Source organism: Acinetobacter sp. WCHA39 (assembly GCF_002165385.1).
Lineage (GTDB): Bacteria > Pseudomonadota > Gammaproteobacteria > Pseudomonadales > Moraxellaceae > Acinetobacter.
This window is the reverse complement of the sequence record NZ_NHRP01000020.1, coordinates 1-22,515: the sequence shown is the minus strand read 5'-3', so window position 1 is coordinate 22,515 and position 22,515 is coordinate 1. Positions and strand designations below refer to the sequence as shown.

The following is a 22,515-nucleotide window of genomic DNA, read 5'->3' as shown; positions in this document are numbered from 1 at the left end:
GAAAATATGTCTATCTTTTATCAAATGAATATGACTTTTCCTAAAAGGAACAACGTCTTTCCTTCATTTAATCTCGACAAGAATTTTTTATCAATCATGCTTTTGCACTATATCACAAATCTTTACCGAGCATTCACCTAAGCTAAACAATCACTTGGATAAAAGTTAAGTTGAACTTTTGGGAAAATATGCATCAAAACGACAAGCATCACCTAGCCATTGATGATCTGGAGCTTGATCAGCCAAATAAACTGCATGTCGAGGTCGTTTTACAATAACGCGCTTAGCGATTTTACTGGCAAGATGCAGTAATTCATCACCTAAATCCATTTCACCATCTTCAGGTAATAACATATGCAATAATTGCATTTGCTTTTTGACCTGTGCCTGTTTCTTTTGTGCTTGGTGGTTTTGATCTCGCTGTGGGAACATCGGATCTAAATAAATGACATCGATCTGTTCATCTCGCTGCTTTAATCCATGTAAATAATCAGTTGAATCAGCATAAATGAGTTGAATCCGTGGCATAACAGATTGCAGAAAAGGATCTCGTTCTGCTTGGGCTTTGGTATATTCCAATAACACAAATAGGATCGGATGACGTTCAACCAAACGGATATTAGCACCCAAATAAGCCATCAATAAACTATCATGACCTAAGCCAGCTGTTGCATCAATTAAATTAGGTTTTTCACCTAATTGACATGCTCTTGCGATCATTTCGGATTTCAGACTGGCTCGTTTTAAACGAGGAATTTCAGCACGCCAATCCGGTTGCATTTTCATCCCATTCGCAGCCAGACTCAGCCCATCTTCATCTAAAACCAAAGCCATGTCTGGATTCAGACGAAGGAAACGTGCATTCACTTTTTCAACGATTTGACCTTTTAGTTCGACATCCAAACTCGCTAATCGGGTTTGAAGTTGTTGAAATTGCTCCGCGTACTCCGTCTGATACCAACAGATCATCTGCATTACCAATGCACCCAACCTGTCCACCATGTCGCCAAAATGAATAAACCAAACACTATACGGTAGTAAGCAAAAGCGGTGAAATCATGCTTAGAGACATAACGAATTAATGCACGAATCACAATTAAAGCTGAAACAAAGGCAACAATAATTCCAACTGCTAAAATAGCCATATCATTACTATGTAATTCATGACGCATTTTATACATATCCAGTAAGCCTGCCCCCATCAATACAGGAATACCGAGGAAGAATGAAAATTCAGCCGCTGCTTTACGTGAAATACCTAAGAATAATGAACCAATAATGGTTGAACCAGAACGTGATGTCCCAGGAATTAATGCAAGACATTGAATCAAACCAATCAATGTGGCTTGCTTGAATGTTAGATCTTCAACTTCTTGACTCACGATTTGATGCGGACGGCGTTCCGCCCATAAAATAACGAAACCACCGACAATTAATGCAATTGCAACCGTGACCGCATTAAATAAATAAGCCTTTACCACATCACCAAAGCTCAAGCCAATAATCACAATTGGAACAGAAGCGATGATTAAATTCAGGCTTAAACGACGACCTTGCTCTTGTCCTGTGAGTGCGCCAATTAATGCGCCCCACAGTTTGCCCCAATACTCATAAATTACTGCTGCAATCGCACCAATTTGCACAGCAACCGCAAACATATCTCGTTTTTCAAGCGTCCAAAAATCTAGCAACTGCCCTGCTAGAATCAAGTGCCCTGTACTTGAGATCGGTAGAAATTCGGTAATCCCTTCCACCAACCCCATAATTGCTGCTTTAAATAGCAATAAAAAATCCATAATTAACCTTAATTCGCTTTACTTTGTTCTGGAATTTTTTTCCATGCATCATCACGTAAATACACAGGGAGTGCATGCTCAGCATCAACCCATTTTTTTTGTACAGCATAAATTTGCGCAATTGTTGCAATGTCTTGTGCAGTTGCTCGAATTTCTGTTGCAGACGTTTTTAGAATGGAAGCCTCTTGCGAGTCTATTTGACTTGGCTTAATCAATTCTGAACCTGAGCCAATCGCCGTAAATTTACGATATGCGGTCGCTTGTTCATAATTTAATAATTTTTCTTCATCGACAGCATGCATAATGCCATTTTCATCTAGACTAAAATTAGCAATATAAACTTCTTGCATACGTGCATCTAAAACAGCTGTAACCTGCTGTAATCCTGTCAAACGATATGCAGCTTGCGCTAACGCTTGCAAGCTTGATACAGGAATAACAGGCAAATCTTGTGACCATGCCAAAGCTTGAGCAACCGCAGCATTAATACGTACACCACTAAATGAACCTGGCCCACGACTAAACGCAATTGCAGCCAAATCAGCCAATTGAGTTTGAGTTTGTAATAGTGCCTGTTCAGTTAATGGCAAAATGGTTTGCGTTTGTGCTTTTGGTCGCTCATCTAATTGAAAATAGAGTTCTTGAACATCATCAATTAATGAAACTGAACAGTGCTCATTTGCAGTTTCCAATGCAAGCAACTTCATGCAAAAACCTTAGCTTAAAAGAGATAAAAAACGTCGAGTATCATACCCCACTCAAGCGTCCTAAGCGAGTTATTGACTTTTTATAAATACAAAAAAGCCAAGGATATACTTGACTCAAGAAACACACTATATCAATTCGTAATTATTAGAAATTAAACTCTTCCAATACTAAAAAACTCTTATAATGTTCAGCATAATGTAAAGCACTCAAGCGTAACCGTGCAGCGCCTTGCTCATCTAAAGTTTTGATCACTTTTCCTGGTGATCCCATCACTACAGAATTATCAGGGATAACTTTACCTTCAGGAATCAATGCATTTGCACCAATAATACAATTTTTACCAATCACCGCATTATTTAAAACTACAGCATTGATACCAATTAAAGAATTATCTCCAATCGTACAGCCATGCAACATGGCTTGATGACCGACTGTCACATAATCCCCAATATTCAGTTCAATACCTGCATCAGTATGTAAAACTGCATTCTCTTGAATATTCGAGAAATTTCCAATCCGAATTTTACAATTATCAGCTCTTACAACCGCACCAAACCAAATACTAACTTGGCGACCTAACTCAGCTTGACCAATCACCGTTGCATTCGGTGCAATCCAGCCATCCCAAGGTTCATGTAATGCTTTAGGGCTCAATCCTTGATATGTGTACATCATGACAAAATACTACTCTATTTTAATAAGACGTGATTAGAATTTAGATAATCCAAAATGAGGAGGATTAACTAAAAAAGGCCATTTTTTTTGATGTCCTAGCCCATACTGAAATAATGATACTAACATTCGAGCGGTTAAACCCCATACGATCTCATTTTCAACCTGCATACTCGGAAAATAAATTGATTGTCGAGCTAAACGCACTTCATAGGGTAAAGGTGGTGCATCAATTAACTGCTGCAATGGTGCAAAAAAAATACGATCTATCTCTGTAGGTTGTGCAATTAGATCTACTTCTGCGGGAATTAATCCTACAATCGGTTTCACAGATAAACCACTACGCGCACGTTGTATCGGTAGATCACCTAACAGTTTGACATCGAACGGATTAAGCGCTGTTTCTTCTTGTGCTTCACGCAAAGCAACTACAATATTACTGGTATCACTCGGATCACGCTTTCCTCCTGGAAAAGACACCTCACCTGCATGTTGAGATAAATGGATTGAACGACGTGTGAGTAAGACCTTCGGTTGCTGTTCTTGTGTAATTGCAATTAAAACCGCTGCATCAGCTTGTTGGATTCGTTTGGAAAAACGCAACCGTTGTTGTAAAAGCTGTATTAACGATGGTTCTTCCATATGACTCATCTCTTTTTCTCATTTTCCTTACAAATCATCATAACTGAAATTTCAATCACAATCATAGATCATGATGCGAAGTGATCAAAATTCAGTTATGCTGAGTTATCTCTGTAGCTGATGATAATTATGAGCTTTTGCGTTGCGTGTGGACATCAAACTGAAGCAAAAATCCCGCTAGGTGATCATAAAACACGGCTCGTCTGTACACACTGTGGCAATATCCACTATGAAAATCCGAAAGTTATTTGCGGTGCATTAGCCATTTGGGATAATAAAGTTTTATTGTGTCGACGTGCCATCGAACCACGTTATGGGCTATGGACACTTCCTGCTGGGTACATGGAATTATTTGAAACCATGGAACAAGGTGCTGCTCGTGAAACACGAGAAGAAGCTGAAGCCGAAGTTGATATTGAACAACTATACTGTATGTATAATATTCCACGTATCGGGCAAATTTATGTTCTATTTAAAGCACAATTGAAAGATGGTGTTTTTGGAGCTGGAGAAGAAAGTCTCGAATGCCGTTTATTTGAAGAACATGATATCCCATGGGCAGAACTCGCATTTCCGAGTGTAGAACAAACTTTAAAACATTATTTTGCAGATCGTAAATTAGGATTATTTCCATCTCATTTAGAAACATTAGGTACACGTTTAGATCATACAGGTTAAATAAAAAGACCGCTTATCGCGGTCTTTTTATTTAACTCTTACTTTATTTTAACAGCTTTACATGCGTTTAAATTTTGATCCGCTAGTTGAATAGTCACTGGACCAGTCCAGCGTTTAGCCATTTTACGATCTTCATCTGTAGGTTTAACATAATTATTTTTATCCGTGTCTTTTAAATTATCGTATAGATTTACATACACACCCTGATAATAAGCGTAAGTGTTTGACCAATATACTGTACTACTTGTCTCAGTAAAGTCAGTTAATGTTATTTCCTTTTGTGGGGCATCACTTAATAAATTGTGAATATTAATTTTAGCGCCACCAATAGCTTTAATCGTTTCATTATAAATAACACCAACATTCAATCCAAACATCGCACCATTTAATATACCAAATTTTGGATTAGATAAAATTGCTCGGATAGATACTGATTTACTTGTAGGTGTAAAAGAGGTTGCTCCTGTAGAGCCTATACGATATTGAGTCTCTCCAAACTCATCAGTGATCGTCCCATCTGAATTAATAGATTGAATTTTTGCACACTCTCCGGACATATCACTAGATGTAGAATTTTTACGAATATCAGTTCGGATATCACCATTCTCGTCAATTACAATCCCTAACTTAATTTTTTCTGAGTCAGGAATACTATTATCAGAGAAACCAAAAATTAGAGTCGCATATAAAGGGAAAATATATTTTTGATTTGTTTTTACATTTGTACTGGTTTTAAAAACATCTTTACCTAAGTAACTTGGCGGGTTTGCTTTATAGATTTCTAAACTTCCATTATAAGCTTGACCACCTATAGTTTGCTCCCATTGCCCCAAATGTGCTGTATTTACAGGGTCAGTATCTTTAGCATTTAATAAAACTCTATAAATATATTCCGTCCCAGGGATTGTATGACCATTAATCAACTTACCTTGCTTAAATTTTAAGTCTTCTGATGGGTTGGTTGTCAAAGCAAAACGCAGCGGTTGGTTAGAGTTTATTTCACGATTAATCGGATTCAACCACGTATTTTGAGGATTAATTTGTACTTTTTGAGCTTTGACTTTAGTAATTAATACAAGTGGTGGATAAAGTTTACCCTCTATAAAACTTGCAGGACCTCTCCATTGTTGACCTGTTCCTATTGTATATCCTTGTCGATCTGTAAGTAAAAAGACCTCCCCCATCGAATGTATAAGGTCATTACCTTTATCAGGATTTACACAATCATTATAATTTGATTGATTACAACCAAAAAAGCCATCTGGAGTCTTAACTGAAGGTGTAATTGTACCCGCCTTTAAGAAAGGTATTGTTGTTTGCCATACACCTGCATTAGATAAATTTAAGAGACGCTGAAGCAGCACCATCGCCTGTTCATCTGTTACATTACTAACACTTAACCATGGCTTTAATATATCAACGTAAGAACCATTACTCAGTTCAGCGACACCAATATCTTTAGTTAATTGAGATAATAGATCTTTCTTTTCGTTAGTAATCTGAGTAGGTTGAATATCACCCAAAGCGTTATCTTCTTGCTCAAGACCAATACTATGGAAAATTTTTATTAATGCTATCGCTACACGAATAGTCTCATCATTTGGATCAAGTGCTGTTGGCATTTTTCCTGTTAATGCGCTTGCTAAATCAATTACTCGAAGCCGTGGTACTGGATACCTTGAGTCATTAATCTTAGAAATATCATCTAATTTCACAATACCAAGGTTAATTTTCCTAGCATCTTTACCTTGTATATAAAAAGTTGCAGTGTCGCCTAATTTACAAGCTCCCCCAACAGCATTTGAATCAAGTTTAGTTGCAAAGTGATTTGCCTTATCGCTACTACAATCAAAATTTAAACCAGAAATAGGATAATCCATGGCAAAGGGTAGACAGTCGCTACTTGTAGGCGTACAACTCGTACTAGTTGTTACGCCACTAACCCCTTTATTTGGATCTTCATTAATTTTTGTACTCTCGCCTCCACAACCTTGTAATAATGCTACTAATGTCGTTAAAGCAAAGGGTAAGAAAATTTTGTTATTTGTCATGGGTTCATCCTATTAATGCTTACTGTAAAGCAGCAATCTTAATCTGTCCTTGATTTGAAAGTTCCTGCTCTGGAACATCCACGGCTGATGCTAATGGAGTCATCATCATATAATAACTTTTAGGCGGTATCTTAATTACACCTTGAAGGGCTGCATGTTGTAATAATGTTGCTGGAATCTTCTGATTCTTAAATCCACTCACGCCTTCTAATATACAACCAGACTTATCTAAAAAAATCACTAAAGGCCAATAATATGTCGGTTTATCATTATTAGATGCATAAGAATCCAATTGCATATATTGAATATTTTGATCAAGCTTAATCAATTCATATTCAAATTTTTCTTTTATAGGTTTCCGAGGCCATAAGCCAATTTCTTTTTCGGGAACTAAACTCTTGATTGTTTTATTTTTGCTATAGCTTTCTAAGAAACAACGATCATTCTCAAATGCCAGAGATAAATCTTGTGCAGATAAACGAACATAATTATTAGATAAAGTAATTGAATTTAGACTCTGGTTTGATTTGTTTAATATTTTATCCAAAATTGATCGACTTACGCCTTTTTTACGCTCTATCGTCTCTAAACGTCCTGTACCATCAGGCATAGTATAAAAGCGCTTTTTACCTTCTAAATTAAATTCCTGATCTTCTAAATATTCATTATTCACATATTCAATACCATCTACTTGTATGAATGCAGATGAAGCAGATGAAGCAGATGAAGCAGATGAAGCAGATGAAGCAGATGAAGCAGATGAAGCAGATGAAGCAGATGATTCTGCCTCAATATTAGTTAGACTTTTACTAGCAACATTTAATTTTGGTGTTATCTTTTTATTCGTATTTGCATCAATTATTTCTTTTGAAGTATTTATAAAATTTTGAGATTTTGGTTGATGGACTACTTCTGCGTCAGAAGCTAATTTTGATTCTGAAGATGATTGCATTTTAACTGCATTCTTAACAGCATCTTGCTTAGATATTGATATTGTTGGTAAATTTAAATTGACATTATTTCTAACAGGTAGATTTTTTTCTGATGCTGCTGGAGAATCAACATCATTAGAACGTATAACCTTATCTGTTCTATTCTCATTTTCTGTTGGTTTTTTAGGAATAATCATTGGTCTTCCATCAGGGCCAATAATTGTATAAAAACCTTGTGCATATACAACCGAAGTACTTGCAATAACAGTAAAAATTACAGATATTGCAAGCTTAGATTGTTTTATTATCATAGTCGTTAACATTACCATTTTGTTCTATAGCTGATACCAAGCAAAGTTACCTTAGTATTGGTTTTAATATCTAGGCCTGCATACGGGTTTAATAAAATATTATCAACCCCTGTTTTATTTGCAAGACTACTAGTATTTGCAGGAATATCATCACGACTGCGTAAGAAGCCAATTGAAAGATCTAAATCTGTATCTTGATCAAATCGATAACCAGCACCTAAACCGAACAGTTGAGCATTATTAATAGGTACCATCGTATTGCGCTTGTCATCCGGAATTGAACTTGTACGAGGCTCATAACCCATGCGTAACTTCAGCCGATCAGTTGCAGAATACTCAAAACCGATTCCCCAACGCCAAGATGATTGAAACTTTAAAGGTAAAGCTAAAGAACGATCCGTTACATCAGCAGTCAAAAGTTTAGCAACCTTTAATAATGATATTTGTCGATCAAATTCAAACTTAAACTTATCCCATGCAGCGAAGTCGGTCCAACCGAGATCAAAGTTCATTTGCAAGTCGGGAAATATTTTATATTTTATACCCGCTTTAAAATGTTGTGGATATTTAAAATCCATGGCAACTAAACCAGATTCCACATTAGGAATATACCCAGGCAAGCCAAGAATTGCCGCAAGAATTTGACCAGTCGCTGACGAATTTAAACCAGCTACGAGTTGTTGCGGAGCTGTCGCATTATTAATTAAATATTTACCTCGCAATCGCATTTTAGCTTCACTTTGATAAACCATACCAAAACTAAAATCATCGGTTGGCTCCCATAATACGCCCAAATTATAACTTGGACTTAATGATTGCTCTAAAGATACATCCATTGCCCCCACTTTACTAAACGGGTTCATACCTTCTTTGGCGTTACAAATACCAAATAATAGTAAATCGGTGATAATATCCCCATTATTCTTAAATGGAGTACATACCACTTCATCTACCATTCGCAATACACCAATCATTTCATTTGGAAAGCGTAGATCCGTTTTAAGTGCGATCGCTTGGTAAGACATACCAAATGATGCACCAACTGATAAATGATCATTCACTTGATAGCCAAAAGAGGGCGATAAATAGGTAATACGCTCTAATGCAACTTGTTGGCCCATATAATTACTTGGATTACCATCTTCTGCGCCAAAACCTGCAACTAATGGTGCGTACATAGCTGTCGCATAGGTTACTTTGGAACCAGGTGGCTTATAAGCAATCGCTGCAGTTGGTGCAGCTAATGGAGCATTAGGTCCTAAATCTACGATTTTTTTAAGAATCGGTACATAAATACTTGCGTATTCAACGTCCCCGTGAACTGTTCCTTTAAAATCTGTACAAATTCCAGTTCTAACTTCTGGTCCGTCATTACAAACCAATGGATCATCGGAATAACCAAAAACATTATAACCAGCAGGAGCTGAATAATCCCGTTTAATCGCAAAATTAGCTAAAATCCCTTGTACATCAGTTTGTAAACCATCAATTTTCGCCAGTGCTGCTGGATTAAAATGTACTGCACTAATGCCTGGTGGATCAGCGGTGACAGCATTCCCCAAAGAAAGAGAACGTAAGTCTACAGATAAGTCTTGTCCCAATTGCGCATTGGCAATATTTGATAAGCTAGCTAAAAAAATTGCTGCCGTTAAAGGACATAATTTTAGGTATTTCACCATTACATCTCCTTAACGAACTTTTTTGCCGAAACCTATAATATCGAGTGGGAATGACAAGCCCAAGGACACATCTGGCGCATCTTCCGTTAATCCAATAGCAACGGTGCCATTTACAATTGTTTCAGGTGATACCCTTACGCCCAATGCAAATGACAACATGGCACTACTTTGATCGGCCGATTGATAACTTTCATCATTCTTGAAGTAGAATTTTGCACCAGTGTTAAAACTTTGCTGATAGGACATTGTGAGTGATACGTCGTAGTTAAACGAATATGCAAATCCGAATGAAAAACCACCACTTAAACCTGGATCAAAACTTTCCAACACTCTGTTTCCGCGTAATTGGTTAAGTCCAGATTCTTTCAGACCATAGTTCGCCGATACTGAGCTGAAAAGCACAACAGGATCGATGTATTTGCGAGTACTTGCACCAAAACCAACAGAATAATAACCTTTACCAGTTGACAGCTCATCAATACCAATTTCATAAGGACTATCACCAGTTTTAGTTGATAAGTTACCAAATAAAACCAACGGAAGACGCCCTTGCTTTAATGGAAATGGTTCCCAACGAGCACCAAAAGAAACATCACCTAAACCTGCGGCTGTCTTATCCTGTAAAAGATCTTTTTTAGCGATTAATGGAATAGATGCTGATAAGGTCAAGTTATCAAGTAAACCATATTGCGTGGTAAATGTATTGGTCAGTGTATGGTTTGCATCTTCTTCAACACGTAAGCGTTGTAAAGCACTTGTACTATCGCCCGTAGCAAGATCTAGTCTACTATCTCGATAGTATGTGTAATCAATGTCATAATAAGAAGAAATAACACCTTTTTTTATCAATGAATATTGACGTTCGTTAGATGTAAATACTTCTTGTAAATTTGTTTCTTTAGTCGCATCACCTTCTTGCTTTTGTAATGCATTTGCTGCTTGTGTTGCTTGACTATCACCAGCTTTTACATTGGACTCATCTTTCACTGCATTTGTAGCTTGATCTACTTGCGCTGTTTGTTCGGTCTGAACTTCCGTTGATTTCTGTTCTTCAGCATAAAGTGTTGTTGTTACTGCACTCATACTTAATGCCAACACACTGATGTTCATCCATGGACTTTTCATTTTGCGTTACATCCTATTAATACATTAATTTTAATGATTTCTAAATTACTTCCGCTTGTAATATAAGCGCATAAAAGTCGTAATTGGTTGATTGTAAGTAGCAGAGGTCGGATCTGCATCTAATACTTTACGCATCGTTGATGCCTTATCAGCCATACGTTCAAACTTTTGTGTCGGAAACTGAATTTCCGCAAGCGCGTATTTATTAACAGTTGCATCTTCTACATGGCGCATATCTGAGTCTTGCAACGCTAATAAATTTTTACGATACTCTTCCGGAATATCTACAATGAAAAGTGTATTATTATCCCAAATCTGTTTGAAGCGAATTTCATCAAAACTAATATTGCCTAATGATGGATCTGCAACATACACTCGACCGTTTTTATATGCTTTATATACAACAAAATGTTTAAAACCAGCATAAGTAATAGGAACAATTGCAGGCTGTTTTAAACTGGTTAAATCTGAAAACTCCCCTCGATAACCACCACTATTCAACCCAAGTGCAGTAACAAATCGCTTCATGTCTAACAGAGAAAAACTACGGCGCTCAATAATACGTTGATACTCACCATACTGAAGCAAACCTGTCATTGTTTGTTGTTCAGTCAAACGTAAACCACCATAGCCATTTAACAGCGTAGTTAATGCGGCTGATCCACAACTGTAGTCATACGCCTGACGAACAATACCACGAAATTGATCTTCTATAGCAGGTTTAATTGTGACCGCCTCACGATGATTACGTGTAAAAGAAGGATTACGAGAATCTAAGGTCTCTGTATAATATACAGTCCCCTCTGGTTTTTTTTCTATTTCGAAGGCTTGCGTTGTAAAGTAATACATCAATGCTGAGCCTAAAGCGATCTCTAACATAAGTCTCTTTTTCTAACAGTGGCACAACTTGCCTTATTCATTTTATTTTAGTGTCCGTAAACACCTCATCCCTGAATGTTGAAGATACCTTTTTTTATAAAAAAAAGCAGCTTTTTTTTAGTTTTTTTTGACGAAATGTATTTTTTAATAAAAATTAGTTGTCATTAAGTAATTTATTGTGCTTTAGCAAAACTATTTTCCATTTTTTAGCACATAAAAATACTTATTTCAAATAAAAAAAGCGCAACTAGTGCGCTTTTTTTGTTATAAGATTAGTGACCAGAAATAGTGATCATAGAACCTTGAACATTTGCAGTACCGTTGAAGTAGTAAGTTTGTAAACCTTGAACTTCCACATCACCAATTGAAGCTGCTGCTTGGCTACCTAAATGAATACCTTTGATGTACATATCAGTTTTAGGTGTAGTAGCACCTGAACCTGTGATAATTTTTAAGTAACCGTTATTAGTGTCTTCTTTACCAACAACACTTACAGCAGCATTCACTGTTAAGTTTGCAGCGTTAGCATCAGCAACTTTGATGCTCTCAAGGTAAATTTGACCAGCAGCACGGTTACCAGTTGTACCATCTGCAGTACCAGTTTTTGTAGAACTATCAACAATACCTAGGTTTTTAATCTCTAAACCACCTTGCATAGTTGTATTTAATACAATCATCGCACCTTGTGGAGCAGCACCTAGCTGAATATTTGCATCCATTTTACCAGTTTTGATTGTTAAACCAGATAAAATTGCGTTGTAGTTAGTTGTATCATTACCACGACGAACTGTAGTGCTTGCTGCATTAGAGCCAGACACACCAATTTCACCGATGTAGATATCTAAACCAGAAACAGCTGCTGCAACGTTAAGGAAAGCACCATTTGTACCAGTACCAGCATCTGTATCAATTGTAAGGTCAGCAAGGTTATGTGATGCTAAAGCACGAGTATTATCAACAGTAGTAGCATTCAACATTGGAGCTGTAATTACAACACCTTTAGTAGCAGTAAGACCTGTACCGTTTCCTTGAATTACAATTGCACCAGCAGTACTAGTACCGCCTAATGTAGTATTTGTCAAACCATCGTTATCGTGAATTAAAACTTTATCAATTTCAATTTTAGAGATACCGATACCAATATTGATACCGTCTTGACCTGTTGCAGCGCTTAGTGCAGCATCATCCATTGACTGCATAGCCATTGCATTCGCGCTAATCGCCATTGAAGAAACTAAAGCTAGTTTAGTAAACATTTTCATTGAGCACTCTCCCAAGAGCATTTATTTTTTGACTTTCACTACTCTGCTGTTCACTGTCGTTTTTTTCTTAATGACAAATTGAACTTCCAATCCTTGAGTAGTTCGTTTAGCAAGTACTAAATTACAGGTTTGTTATTTTATGTTCAACTACTGTTAATCGTTTTTTATAAATAACCCGACAAACGGCATAATACTTTTTTCGTGCACCACTTTAATTTATATGCTCTAACATATGGAAAGCACTATAGTTTTTTAATCAGCATTTTTAGAAAATCATAGTCAAATATCCTATTTAAACCTTTTATCATCCGCCCAAATCACTGCAAAATGTAAACAATTGCGCTTTCTTAAACCAATTCATGAAAATTGCAACTTGTTTTACAATTTCAGTAGACAGAATCACAATACATTTCAGAAATATTTTTCAACTTTTATCTACAGGATAAATATCAGTAGAGTTTAGATGATTGTAGTACAATTATATTTTCCAAATGTATATGAATGTATTTTTGTTATATGTCTCATTTTCAGCAAAAACTTGACACGCAACTCACCTCTGCATTTGACCTTCTTATACAGCTGAATGAACTCACTGGTTTAGTTTATTTATATGACAATCACACTCCGACAATTGGTTTTTTGCCTCAAGAATTTTTAGTATTAGAACAGTCAAAACTCAAAAAATTTTGTAAAACTCAATTTAATAAATATAAGAATGTACAAGCAACCTTACCTATTAGCGATTTTTTAAATTTTCAATCCCATTCACAAAGTTCAATGAAAACTACTTTTGGTGGTGGATATATTGGCTTTTTTAGCTATGACTATAGTGCAAATCAATTTATAAACATGGTTTCACGAAATCAACCCAGTTTTTTCTTAGGTCTATATTCGACTTTTTTAAAGTTTCAGGATGATGCTTGGTATTTTTATAGTGATGAAAATGAAGCTGAAAGTATTTATCAAAATGTCATAAATCTAATCAATCAATCAATCAATATTCAAAAAACACCTTTCTCATTATTAGAAAAATGCTATCCGCGCTGGTCTAAGCAACAATACCTACATGCATTTAATCAAGTGCAGGAATATATCAAAGCTGGTGACTGCTACCAGATTAATTTAACTCAAGAGTTTATTGCAAAAACAGAAGGCTCATTATTAGATCGAGCACAGGATTTATGGGCGCTCACCCATGCACCTTATGCTGCCTATCTCAAGATACATGATTTTGAGCTACTCAGCTGTTCTCCAGAATTGTTTGTCGAATTTCAAACAAATCGAAAAATTAAAACACGACCAATTAAAGGTACAATGCCTCGTTTTGATGATGCCGAGCAAGACCAACAATCTAAAGATCAGCTCAGCCGCTCTGAAAAAGATCAGGCTGAAAATGTGATGATTGTTGATTTACTTCGGAATGATTTAAGTGTTTATGCAGAAACAGGATCTGTAGAAACGACAAAACTTTTCGAAATTGAAAGCTTCAACCAAGTCCATCATATGGTCAGTGAAATCACTGCAACCTTAAAAAAAGAAGTAAACCCCATGCAGATGTTATTGTCCGCTCTTCCGGGTGGTTCAATTACAGGGGCACCCAAAATTCGCGCTATGCAAATTATTAATGAATTAGAAGGTGCTCCACGTGGCGCATATTGTGGAAGTTTGGGTTATTTTAATTTTGATGGAACAGGTTGCTGGAATATCTTAATCCGCAGTATTCAAAAATATCAGGATCAATTATCGATGTGGGCAGGTGGCGGCATTACGGTTGCTTCTGATGCCCAAGCCGAGTACCAAGAATGCTTTGATAAAATTTCTGCCATGCTTGATTTGCTCAATACATGGCAAAAATCTGAGAACTAAATTTTATAGAATTATAAAATTTGATTTTTAAGTGTATCGATTAGACGTTGATTTTGTTCATCTGTACCAACCGTGATACGTAAAAATTGATTAATTCTTGGTTTATTGAAATAACGCACAATAATACCATGCTCACGTAATTGTTGAGCCAGTTGAGCAGCATCGTATTGAGGATGCGTGACAAAGATAAAATTGGCTTTCGATGGCAATACATCAAAACCCAAAGCCACGAGATCACCAACTAATTTTTCTCGACTCTCAATCACTTTGGCACATTGCGCTTCAAAATAAGCTTGATCTTCAAATGAGGCCACCGCTGCGGCGATCGCAAAACGATCGATTGGATAGGAATTAAAGCTATTTTTTACAGCTTCAAGTGCAGCAATCAAATGCGCTTGAGCAATCGCAAAGCCGACACGTAATCCCGCCAATGAACGAGACTTAGATGTCGTTTGGCAAACGACTAAATTTTCGTAACGATTGACCAATTGCACTGCTGACTCAGCGCCAAAATCGACATAAGCTTCGTCAATCACCACGACTCGATCAGGATTTGTTTTAAGTACTTGCTCAATCTGTGCTAATCCTAATGCAATGCTGGTTGGCGCATTCGGATTGGTAATGATAATACCGCCATTTTCCTGTTCATAATCCGACACATCAATTTCGAATTTTTCATTCAATGGAATCTGCTTGGTCTGAGTTCCAAAAAACTGGCTATAAACAGGATAAAAACTATAGGTAATATCTGGGTAGAGAATTGGCTCTTTCTGAATAAAAAAAGCCTTAAAAATATGCGCTAAAACTTCATCCGAACCATTACCGACAAAGACTTGAGCAACATCAACATGCTGCTGTTTAGCAATTGCCTGCTTTAAAGCGGTCGCATCTGGATCTGGATACAAGCGCAAAGCATCGGCTTGGTGAGTTAAAACTGCTTGAACAGCTTCCACAACTTTAGGTGATGGTGGATATGGGTTTTCATTGGTATTAAGTTTTAGTAAGTTCTGAATCTTAGGCTGCTCACCTGGTACATATGGCTCAAGTTCACGAACTTCTGGACTCCAAAAACGCATTTGTTCAGTTGTAAACGTCATTGTTCTACTCTCATATATCTCAAAAAAGGGGCTTCTATCAGCCCCTATCTATTCTTCGAATCGGTTATTGATAACGATAGCGTGCCGAGCGTGCATGGGCATCAAGATTTTCTTCAACTGCCAACACATCTGCTGTTTTAGCCAAAGTTTTAACGCCCTCTTGCGAGCACATAATTAAACTTGAGCGCTTTTGGAAATCATAAACGCCGAGCGGTGAAGAAAAACGCGCTGTACCCGAAGTCGGTAAAACATGATTTGGGCCTGCACAATAATCACCGATCGCTTCAGGCGTATAACGCCCCATAAAGATCGCACCTGCATGACGAATCTCTTGGCTCATTAATTCAGCATCATCAAGACATAATTCTAAATGCTCTGGAGCAACCTGATTAATCAGTTTAATCGCTTCCGCACGATCCTTTACCAGTACCAACGCACCACGATTTTGAATCGAAGTTCGAGCAATTTCTGCTTTTGGCAATTCACTTAAATGCTTTTCAATGGCTGTTTCGACAGCATTTAAAAGTGCTTCATCTGGCGTAATAAAAATGGCTTGTGCAACCGTATCATGCTCAGCTTGAGACAATACATCCATAGCCAACCATTCAGCATTATTTTCCCCTTCGGCATACACCAAAATTTCCGAAGGCCCCGCGATCATATCAATACCCACCTGACCAAAGACTGCACGTTTGGCTGCTGCTACAAAACGGTTCCCCGGTCCTGTAATTTTATCGACCGCTGGAATAGTTTGCGTTCCATAAGCTAACGCTGCAACGGCTTGAGCACCGCCAATAGTAAATACACGGCTTACCCCTGCTAAATATGCAGCTGCTAAAACCAATGGATTCAATTCACCATTCGGCGCTGGAACCACCATGATAATTTCAGGAACCCCTGCTACATGTGCTGGTAAAGCATTCATAAGTACAGATGATGGATAAGATGCTAATCCACCAGGAACATAAATCCCGACGCGATCAAGTGGCGTGACTTTCTGACCTAAGGTATTACCCAGATCATCAACATAAGTCCAACCTTCCTGCTTTTGTGCCTGATGGAAAGAACGAATACGTTTTGCAGCCAATTCTAAGGCTTCACGAATTTCTGTGCTTAAGCCTTCAAATGCAGTTTTAAGTTGAGCTTGGGTCAGTTCCAAATCCGAGAATTGATGCGCTGGATGTCGATCGAACTGTTGTGTTAATTTAAGTACATGATCATCACCATACTGACGAACATCAGCAATGATTTGGTCTACAGTTTGTACTAATTGAGGATCATTCACAGTTTCAAATGCTAAAAGTTCAGCAAATGCCTGTTTAAAATTTTGATCCTGAGTCGATAAACGTCGCATCAATTTACCCACAAGGCGAATAAGAGAAAGCTAAGTTTACTCTTTTTCAACACGCTTGTGGGCAAGATAACATCAGCATTTCCACCTGCTTTAATAGAAAAAATCATTTTTAGGTTTAAATATTTTAAATTTTATGTATTTAAGTCTGGATTATCCTAATCTCCATCATGCTGAATTAGCCAATTCAAAGCACCATGACGTTCCACAACAACTGAAGCATTTAAATTTTCAGGCGCATCTTGTTGTTTTAAACGAGCATCATTTGAAAGTAAGACATTCTTTCCCTTAATTAGAACATTAAGCGATAAAAAAACCGTTCAAAAGAACGGTTTTTTGAATCATCATGCAAAATCATACTGAACGTAATTTCACAGCTTCTTCAAGTTGCGTCAAAATTGGATTTAACACGGCTTGTTTACGTTTAAAGCTCGCTTTATTGACAATTAAACGAGAAGAAACTTTGCAAATTTCTTCTAATGGCTCTAAACCATTGGCACGTAAAGTATTACCTGTATCGACCACATCGACGATGTAATCACCCAGCCCAACCAAAGGTGCAAGCTCCATCGATCCATAAAGTTTGATCACATCAACTTGTTCACCTAAACTTGCATAGTATTGACGAGTAAGATTCACGTATTTAGTTGCAATTTTTAAACGGCCTTTCGGACGTTCCATGCCAACTTTACCAGCAGTCATCAATTTACAATTTGCAATTTTTAGATCAAGTAACTCATAAACATGTTGGGCGCCATGTTCCATCAGCACATCTTTACCCGCTACACCAAAATCTGCTGCACCGTTCTCAACATACGTCGGTACATCAGAAGCACGAAGAATCAAAATACGTACTTTTTTATGTGTGGTTGGGAAAATTAATTTACGTGATTTATCAGGATCTTCTAATAAATTAATACCCGCATTCTCAAGTAAAGGTAATGTCTCTTTTAGGATACGTCCTTTACTGAGCGCTAAGGTTAAACCATGATCAAAATTACCCATTACATCAAAATTTGGATCATCGTTTCTTAAGTCATTCATCCTTTTACTCGCTTAATCTGAGCACCTAAACTTTGTAACTTTTCTTCAACTTGTTCATAGCCACGATCGATATGATAGATACGATCAACTAAAGTCTCACCTTCTGCGACTAATGCAGCGAGAACAAGAGAAAATGATGCACGTAAATCAGTCGCCATTACAGGAGCAGCTTGCAATTTATCTACGCCAGTTACGACTGCATCATGCCCTTCCACTTGAATATTTGCGCCCATACGTGACAATTCAGGAACATGCATAAAACGATTTTCAAAAATTGTTTCTGAAATCGTTGCAAAACCACGACCAATCACATTGACCGCCATAAGCTGCGCTTGCATATCAGTTGGAAATTCGGGATGAGGTAAAGTTCTAAAGCTCACAGCTTTAGGACGTTTACCTTGCATATCTAGTTCAATCCAATTATCACCACGGGTCACTTCTGCACCCATTTCTTCAAACTTATCCAATACTGCTTCTAACAATGCTGGGTCCGTATGCGTGGTTTTAACTCGACCACCTGTAATTGCAGCAGCAGCTAAATATGAACCAGTTTCAATTCGATCAGCAACAACCGCATATTCACAGCCATGTAAACTTTCAACGCCAGTTACAACTAATGTATCTGTGTCCAGACCTTCAATCTTGGCACCCATTTTAATGAGCATTTGTGCAAGGTCAGTAATTTCAGGTTCACGAGCAGCATTACGAATTGTCGTCACACCATCAGCCAATACAGCAGCCATCAAGATATTTTCAGTGCCACCAACAGTGACCATATCAAAAATAACTTCGCCACCTTTTAAGCGACCATCAACAGAAGCATGAACATAACCATTTTCAACTTCAATCTGCGCACCTAAAGCTTCCAATGCTTTTAAATGCTGATCAACAGGACGTGAACCAATCGCACAACCACCAGGTAATGAAACTTTAGCATTCCCATAGCGAGCCAATAGTGGACCGAGTACCAAAATTGATGCACGCATAGTTTTCACAAGTTCATAAGGTGCAAACTGATTATCTAATGTTGACGCATCCGCACGAACCGTATCCCCTTCATAACTCATTGTAACGCCTAAGCCAGCAATCAGCTTCACTAAGGTGTTCACATCTTTTAAATGAGGTACATTCGTTAAAGTAATCGGAGAATCTGCAAGAATCATTGCAGCAAGTAAAGGCAGAGCCGCATTTTTAGCACCAGAAATACGTACTTCGCCCTCGAGCTTAACACCGCCCGTAATTAAAAATTTATCCATTAATATTTAAGCTCCGAAAAGGCTTGCTTTACGCCATTCGTCTTTTGTCATTGCGCGAATCGTAACTGCGTGCACTTCACCACTTGCGATATAAGAGTTTAATGGTGCATATACGGCTTGTTGACGAGTAATCGTACGTTTGCCATCAAACTGATCATCAACAATTCGAAGGTCGAATTTCCCAGCTTGGCCACTCACTGCTACTTCTGCTTCAGGGAAAGCTTCTTTTAAAATTTGCGTGAGCTGCTCACTATTCATTACTAGACCTCTTATACAACCATGGCGTCAAACCATACATTTTACTATAACTTTTTCAGATAATTCATTAAGCCTTTTCTTTTTTTATCGATAAAAAAAAGAGGCTAGTTGCAATAGCCTCTTTTGATAAAAAACTTAAGTTAAAATTGCCAGCTCATGTTGATAAGAACACTGTATTTTTCTATGTTTTGCAAGCTGTCTTTTTAGTTTTTCTGTTAATTTATTAATCGAAGTATACATATCATCTGCTGTCGCCTGTGCAAACAGTTCAATCCCCGGTAAGCGAATAATCGCCTCAGCAATATGATTAGAGCTCCCTTTATGAGAACGTCTATCAATTTGATGATCTTTAGCCAATTTGATTTGCATACTATTCACTTGATCTAGATGCTTAGTCATTTGACTAAATTTCATTTTTATATTTTCTTCAATAGCAGGCGTAATAGTTAAATGGTGTCCACGAATCGTTATTTGCATAATTCTATCCCTCACCTTTTCTAAGGATACAAAGAATCGCCTAAGCAAATTTAATGCATATTAAGATTCAACATTCATTAAATCATTTTAGCGATTCCTTTAGTGATTATTAAAAAGATTCATTATTCCGTAATAATGAATCCCTAGAATAGTCACACCTTGAAATTTAGATCAAGACTTTTCTTTCTGAAGATGATGGAATATGTAACGATTCACGATATTTTGCAACTGTACGTCGAGCTACTTCAATCCCCTCATCTTTCAACATTTCCGCAATTGCATTATCAGACAAAGGCTTACGCGGATTTTCATTCGAAACTAATTTTTTAATCATTGCCCGAATCGCAGTTGAAGATGCCTCACCACCTGTCGTCGTTCCAACATGACTTGAAAAAAAGTATTTCAATTCAAATAAGCCACGTGGTGTAAGCATATATTTATTAGTTGTTACACGTGAAACAGTGGATTCATGTAATTCAACTTCCTCTGCAACATCACGGAGAACTAAAGGCTTCATCGCCTCAGGTCCTTGTTCAAGAAAAGCTCGCTGATGTTCCACAATACAAGTTGAAACTTTGAGTAATGTTTTATGCCGTTCATCTATACTTTTAATAAAATTTTTCGCTTCAAGCATTTGATTACGTAAATAAACATTATCATCACTCTGATCAGCACGACGAATCATATTTGAATAAAAAGAATTAATCCTTAATTTAGGCATAACATCGGGATTAAGCTGCACTTGCCAATGCTGATCTTTCTTAGAAACCACAACATCAGGAACTTGATATTCAGATTCTTGTTGGCTAAATTCTAAACCTGGATATGGTTTTAATGTTTTTAATAAATCAACAGCACCTTTCAACTGCTCTTTAGACAAACCTGTTTGTTTCAATAATTTATTTAAATCATTTGCTATTAATAATTCATAATACTTCAGTAAACACTTTGCTTCAGCTAAGTATGATTTTTTTTGATCTATGCCTTCTAATTGGATCTTCAAACATTCTGCTAAATTTCGAGAACCCACTCCAATTGGATCTAAACGTTGAATATGTTTTAAAACAACAATAATTTCATCTTCTTCAACCTCATCAGCACTCTCCATTTCATTTAATAGCCGAGTAACTGCAAGCAAAATATCATCTAATTCAGCATCTAAAAACCCTTTATCATCTAAAGAATCAACGATGCAATAAGCAATTAATTTATCTACTGTAGAAAAATGTAATAAATTTACTTGCTCTAAGATATGTTCTTTTAGACTCAATTGAACTTGACGATTATCCTCTCGTTCTTCATATTCTGGCGATGCTAATGCAGTTGATTGATGTGTATAAATATCATCCCATTCGGTATCAACAGGCAAGTCATTTGGTAAATGATCTGCATTAAGTTCCGTGGTTAAATCTCCTGACTCACTGATCTCTGAAGTAGATAAACTTTCTGTTGTATTATTTTCTTCAATTTTTTCCAGTAACGGATTACTATCTAATTGAATTTGTATTTCTTGCTCTAATTCCAAGCTAGAAAGTTGTAGTAAACGAATTGCCTGCTGTAATTGAGGGGTTAACGATAAACTATTCGCAACTTTCAACCCTACAGATAATTTCATGCTAAGACTTCCCTTTTTAAATAAGCAAAAAACATGCCCATAAAAATATTTATAACATAAAGCAATGTTTACGCCTATAAGCAAAGTTCTTTTCTACTGATTAATCTGCTCAAAAATAGCAAAGATGCAAAATATTTATTGTAATAGGGGGTTGTATCCCTCTCATTTAACAAACATGCAAACAGCATAGAATTATTTTATGTTTTGCTGTTTAAGGCATTCAAGCATTTCTTCAAGCACGTTCTTTCCCATCGTTCTTCGCACAAGCTCATTTAAATCCCCTGCTAGAAAGCTAGACCAAGTCGTACTCGTTGAACCAGAAGAATGAGAATAACGACCAGAAACAGACCAGACCTTTTGATCTGATGTAATAAAAGCTACATATAGCTCACCGTCAGGATCATCCAATATCCATTCACGAACAACTCTAGGTTCTTGATTTTGTTTCTCTGTATTTTTTTAATGCTATTCAATATTAAGAAACACAAATAGATAGAAGCAATAGCAGATAAAAGTGTATAAAAAATCATGCTAACCCATCTTTATTAATTATTCGACATATTACTAAGAGAATAACACAACTCTAATTTCTACATATGATACAATTTTCATCAGACTAAAATTTGTTCTTAAATCAATTCCCAATTTCTTTTCTTCCCGAATAAAAAACACCCCTAACCATTAGGTTAGGGGTGTTTAGATTTAAAAGCTGGCGATGACTTACTCTCACATGGCAAAGGCCACACTACCATCAGCGCTAAGAGGTTTCACTTCTGAGTTCGGGAAGGGATCAGGTGGTTCACTCTTGCTATTGTC

Annotated in this window: 20 protein-coding genes, 1 rRNA gene and 2 pseudogenes; 2 read left to right on the top strand and 21 right to left on the bottom strand. The window is 37.0% G+C overall.

Annotation, left to right across the window (positions count from 1 at the left end):
* Window positions 1-165: 165 nt before the first annotated feature.
* The 5 genes from CDG56_RS11145 to CDG56_RS11125 all read right to left on the bottom strand — a co-directional run bounded on the left by CDG56_RS11145 (window position 166) and on the right by CDG56_RS11125 (window position 3,827).
* Window positions 166-975, bottom strand: coding sequence for a class I SAM-dependent methyltransferase (locus CDG56_RS11145; RefSeq protein ID WP_087547891.1), 810 nt, complete (start codon window positions 973-975; stop codon window positions 166-168).
* Window positions 975-1,796 carry an undecaprenyl-diphosphate phosphatase gene (locus tag CDG56_RS11140; protein ID WP_087545772.1) on the bottom strand — a complete coding sequence of 274 codons (822 nt, stop codon included), beginning with the start codon at window positions 1,794-1,796 and terminating at the stop codon, window positions 975-977. Before CDG56_RS11140 ends, CDG56_RS11145 begins: the two co-directional genes overlap by 1 nt.
* A gap of 8 nt (window positions 1,797-1,804) precedes the next feature.
* A complete protein-coding gene (gene tsaB / locus CDG56_RS11135; protein ID WP_087545773.1) occupies window positions 1,805-2,503 on the bottom strand; it encodes a tRNA (adenosine(37)-N6)-threonylcarbamoyltransferase complex dimerization subunit type 1 TsaB in 699 nt (232 codons plus the stop codon).
* Between the two features lie 145 nt (window positions 2,504-2,648).
* A complete protein-coding gene (locus tag CDG56_RS11130; protein WP_171295046.1) occupies window positions 2,649-3,176 on the bottom strand; it encodes a gamma carbonic anhydrase family protein in 528 nt (175 codons plus the stop codon).
* Between the two features lie 36 nt (window positions 3,177-3,212).
* A complete protein-coding gene (locus tag CDG56_RS11125) occupies window positions 3,213-3,827 on the bottom strand; it encodes a CoA pyrophosphatase (protein WP_005218190.1) in 615 nt (204 codons plus the stop codon).
* A 120-nt stretch (window positions 3,828-3,947) separates the two neighbouring features.
* On the opposite strand from CDG56_RS11125, the gene CDG56_RS11120 reads away from it, so the two are divergent.
* On the top strand, window positions 3,948-4,496 hold the full coding sequence (locus tag CDG56_RS11120) for an NUDIX hydrolase (protein WP_005158740.1): 549 nt from the start codon (window positions 3,948-3,950) through the stop codon (window positions 4,494-4,496).
* Window positions 4,497-4,534: 38 nt separating this feature from the next.
* On the opposite strand, the gene CDG56_RS11115 is transcribed toward CDG56_RS11120, so the two are convergent.
* From CDG56_RS11115 to CDG56_RS11090, 6 genes are all read right to left on the bottom strand, one after another.
* Complete coding sequence (locus tag CDG56_RS11115) at window positions 4,535-6,547, bottom strand: hypothetical protein (RefSeq protein WP_087547890.1); 2,013 nt, start codon at window positions 6,545-6,547, stop codon at window positions 4,535-4,537.
* A gap of 19 nt (window positions 6,548-6,566) precedes the next feature.
* On the bottom strand, window positions 6,567-7,790 hold the full coding sequence (gene filE, locus CDG56_RS11110; protein WP_227519061.1) for a putative pilus assembly protein FilE: 1,224 nt from the start codon (window positions 7,788-7,790) through the stop codon (window positions 6,567-6,569).
* Window positions 7,791-7,801: 11 nt separating this feature from the next.
* Window positions 7,802-9,466: an OmpP1/FadL family transporter gene (locus CDG56_RS11105; protein WP_171295150.1), complete on the bottom strand. Its 1,665-nt coding sequence runs from the start codon at window positions 9,464-9,466 to the stop codon at window positions 7,802-7,804.
* A gap of 12 nt (window positions 9,467-9,478) precedes the next feature.
* Window positions 9,479-10,594: a hypothetical protein gene (locus CDG56_RS11100; protein ID WP_087547887.1), complete on the bottom strand. Its 1,116-nt coding sequence runs from the start codon at window positions 10,592-10,594 to the stop codon at window positions 9,479-9,481.
* Window positions 10,595-10,639: 45 nt separating this feature from the next.
* Entirely contained in the window at window positions 10,640-11,473 is an 834-nt protein-coding gene (locus tag CDG56_RS11095) for a C39 family peptidase (protein ID WP_087536797.1), read from the bottom strand.
* A gap of 272 nt (window positions 11,474-11,745) precedes the next feature.
* On the bottom strand, window positions 11,746-12,735 hold the full coding sequence (locus tag CDG56_RS11090) for a DUF6160 family protein (RefSeq protein WP_087545784.1): 990 nt from the start codon (window positions 12,733-12,735) through the stop codon (window positions 11,746-11,748).
* A 516-nt stretch (window positions 12,736-13,251) separates the two neighbouring features.
* Here CDG56_RS11090 and CDG56_RS11085 point away from each other — a divergent pair.
* Complete coding sequence (locus CDG56_RS11085; protein WP_087545785.1) at window positions 13,252-14,601, top strand: anthranilate synthase component I family protein; 1,350 nt, start codon at window positions 13,252-13,254, stop codon at window positions 14,599-14,601.
* An 11-nt stretch (window positions 14,602-14,612) separates the two neighbouring features.
* On the opposite strand, the gene hisC is transcribed toward CDG56_RS11085, so the two are convergent.
* The 10 genes and pseudogenes from hisC to rrf form a co-directional block, all read right to left on the bottom strand.
* Window positions 14,613-15,698: a histidinol-phosphate transaminase gene (gene hisC / locus CDG56_RS11080; RefSeq protein ID WP_087545787.1), complete on the bottom strand. Its 1,086-nt coding sequence runs from the start codon at window positions 15,696-15,698 to the stop codon at window positions 14,613-14,615.
* A gap of 64 nt (window positions 15,699-15,762) precedes the next feature.
* Window positions 15,763-17,052 carry a histidinol dehydrogenase gene (hisD, locus tag CDG56_RS11075; RefSeq protein WP_005158794.1) on the bottom strand — a complete coding sequence of 430 codons (1,290 nt, stop codon included), beginning with the start codon at window positions 17,050-17,052 and terminating at the stop codon, window positions 15,763-15,765.
* Between the two features lie 155 nt (window positions 17,053-17,207).
* A pseudogene (locus tag CDG56_RS11070) lies at window positions 17,208-17,312 on the bottom strand (DUF4272 domain-containing protein); the annotation flags it as partial.
* A 91-nt stretch (window positions 17,313-17,403) separates the two neighbouring features.
* Complete coding sequence (gene hisG / locus CDG56_RS11065) at window positions 17,404-18,093, bottom strand: ATP phosphoribosyltransferase (RefSeq protein ID WP_087536792.1); 690 nt, start codon at window positions 18,091-18,093, stop codon at window positions 17,404-17,406.
* A complete protein-coding gene (murA, locus tag CDG56_RS11060) occupies window positions 18,090-19,349 on the bottom strand; it encodes a UDP-N-acetylglucosamine 1-carboxyvinyltransferase (RefSeq protein ID WP_005158797.1) in 1,260 nt (419 codons plus the stop codon). The genes hisG and murA overlap by 4 nt, the downstream gene beginning before the upstream one ends.
* 6 nt (window positions 19,350-19,355) lie before the next feature.
* The gene (gene ibaG, locus CDG56_RS11055) at window positions 19,356-19,607 is read right to left on the bottom strand and encodes a BolA family iron metabolism protein IbaG (RefSeq protein WP_004663844.1); all 252 of its coding nucleotides are present in this window, start codon (window positions 19,605-19,607) and stop codon (window positions 19,356-19,358) included.
* 135 nt (window positions 19,608-19,742) lie between these two features.
* A complete protein-coding gene (gene hpf, locus CDG56_RS11050) occupies window positions 19,743-20,084 on the bottom strand; it encodes a ribosome hibernation-promoting factor, HPF/YfiA family (RefSeq protein WP_005158799.1) in 342 nt (113 codons plus the stop codon).
* 166 nt (window positions 20,085-20,250) lie between these two features.
* A complete protein-coding gene (locus CDG56_RS11045) occupies window positions 20,251-21,699 on the bottom strand; it encodes an RNA polymerase factor sigma-54 (RefSeq protein ID WP_087547886.1) in 1,449 nt (482 codons plus the stop codon).
* Window positions 21,700-21,891: 192 nt separating this feature from the next.
* Window positions 21,892-22,229, bottom strand: a pseudogene (locus CDG56_RS17325) (hypothetical protein).
* A gap of 177 nt (window positions 22,230-22,406) precedes the next feature.
* Window positions 22,407-22,515 (bottom strand): 5S ribosomal RNA (gene rrf, locus CDG56_RS11035); the annotation flags it as partial.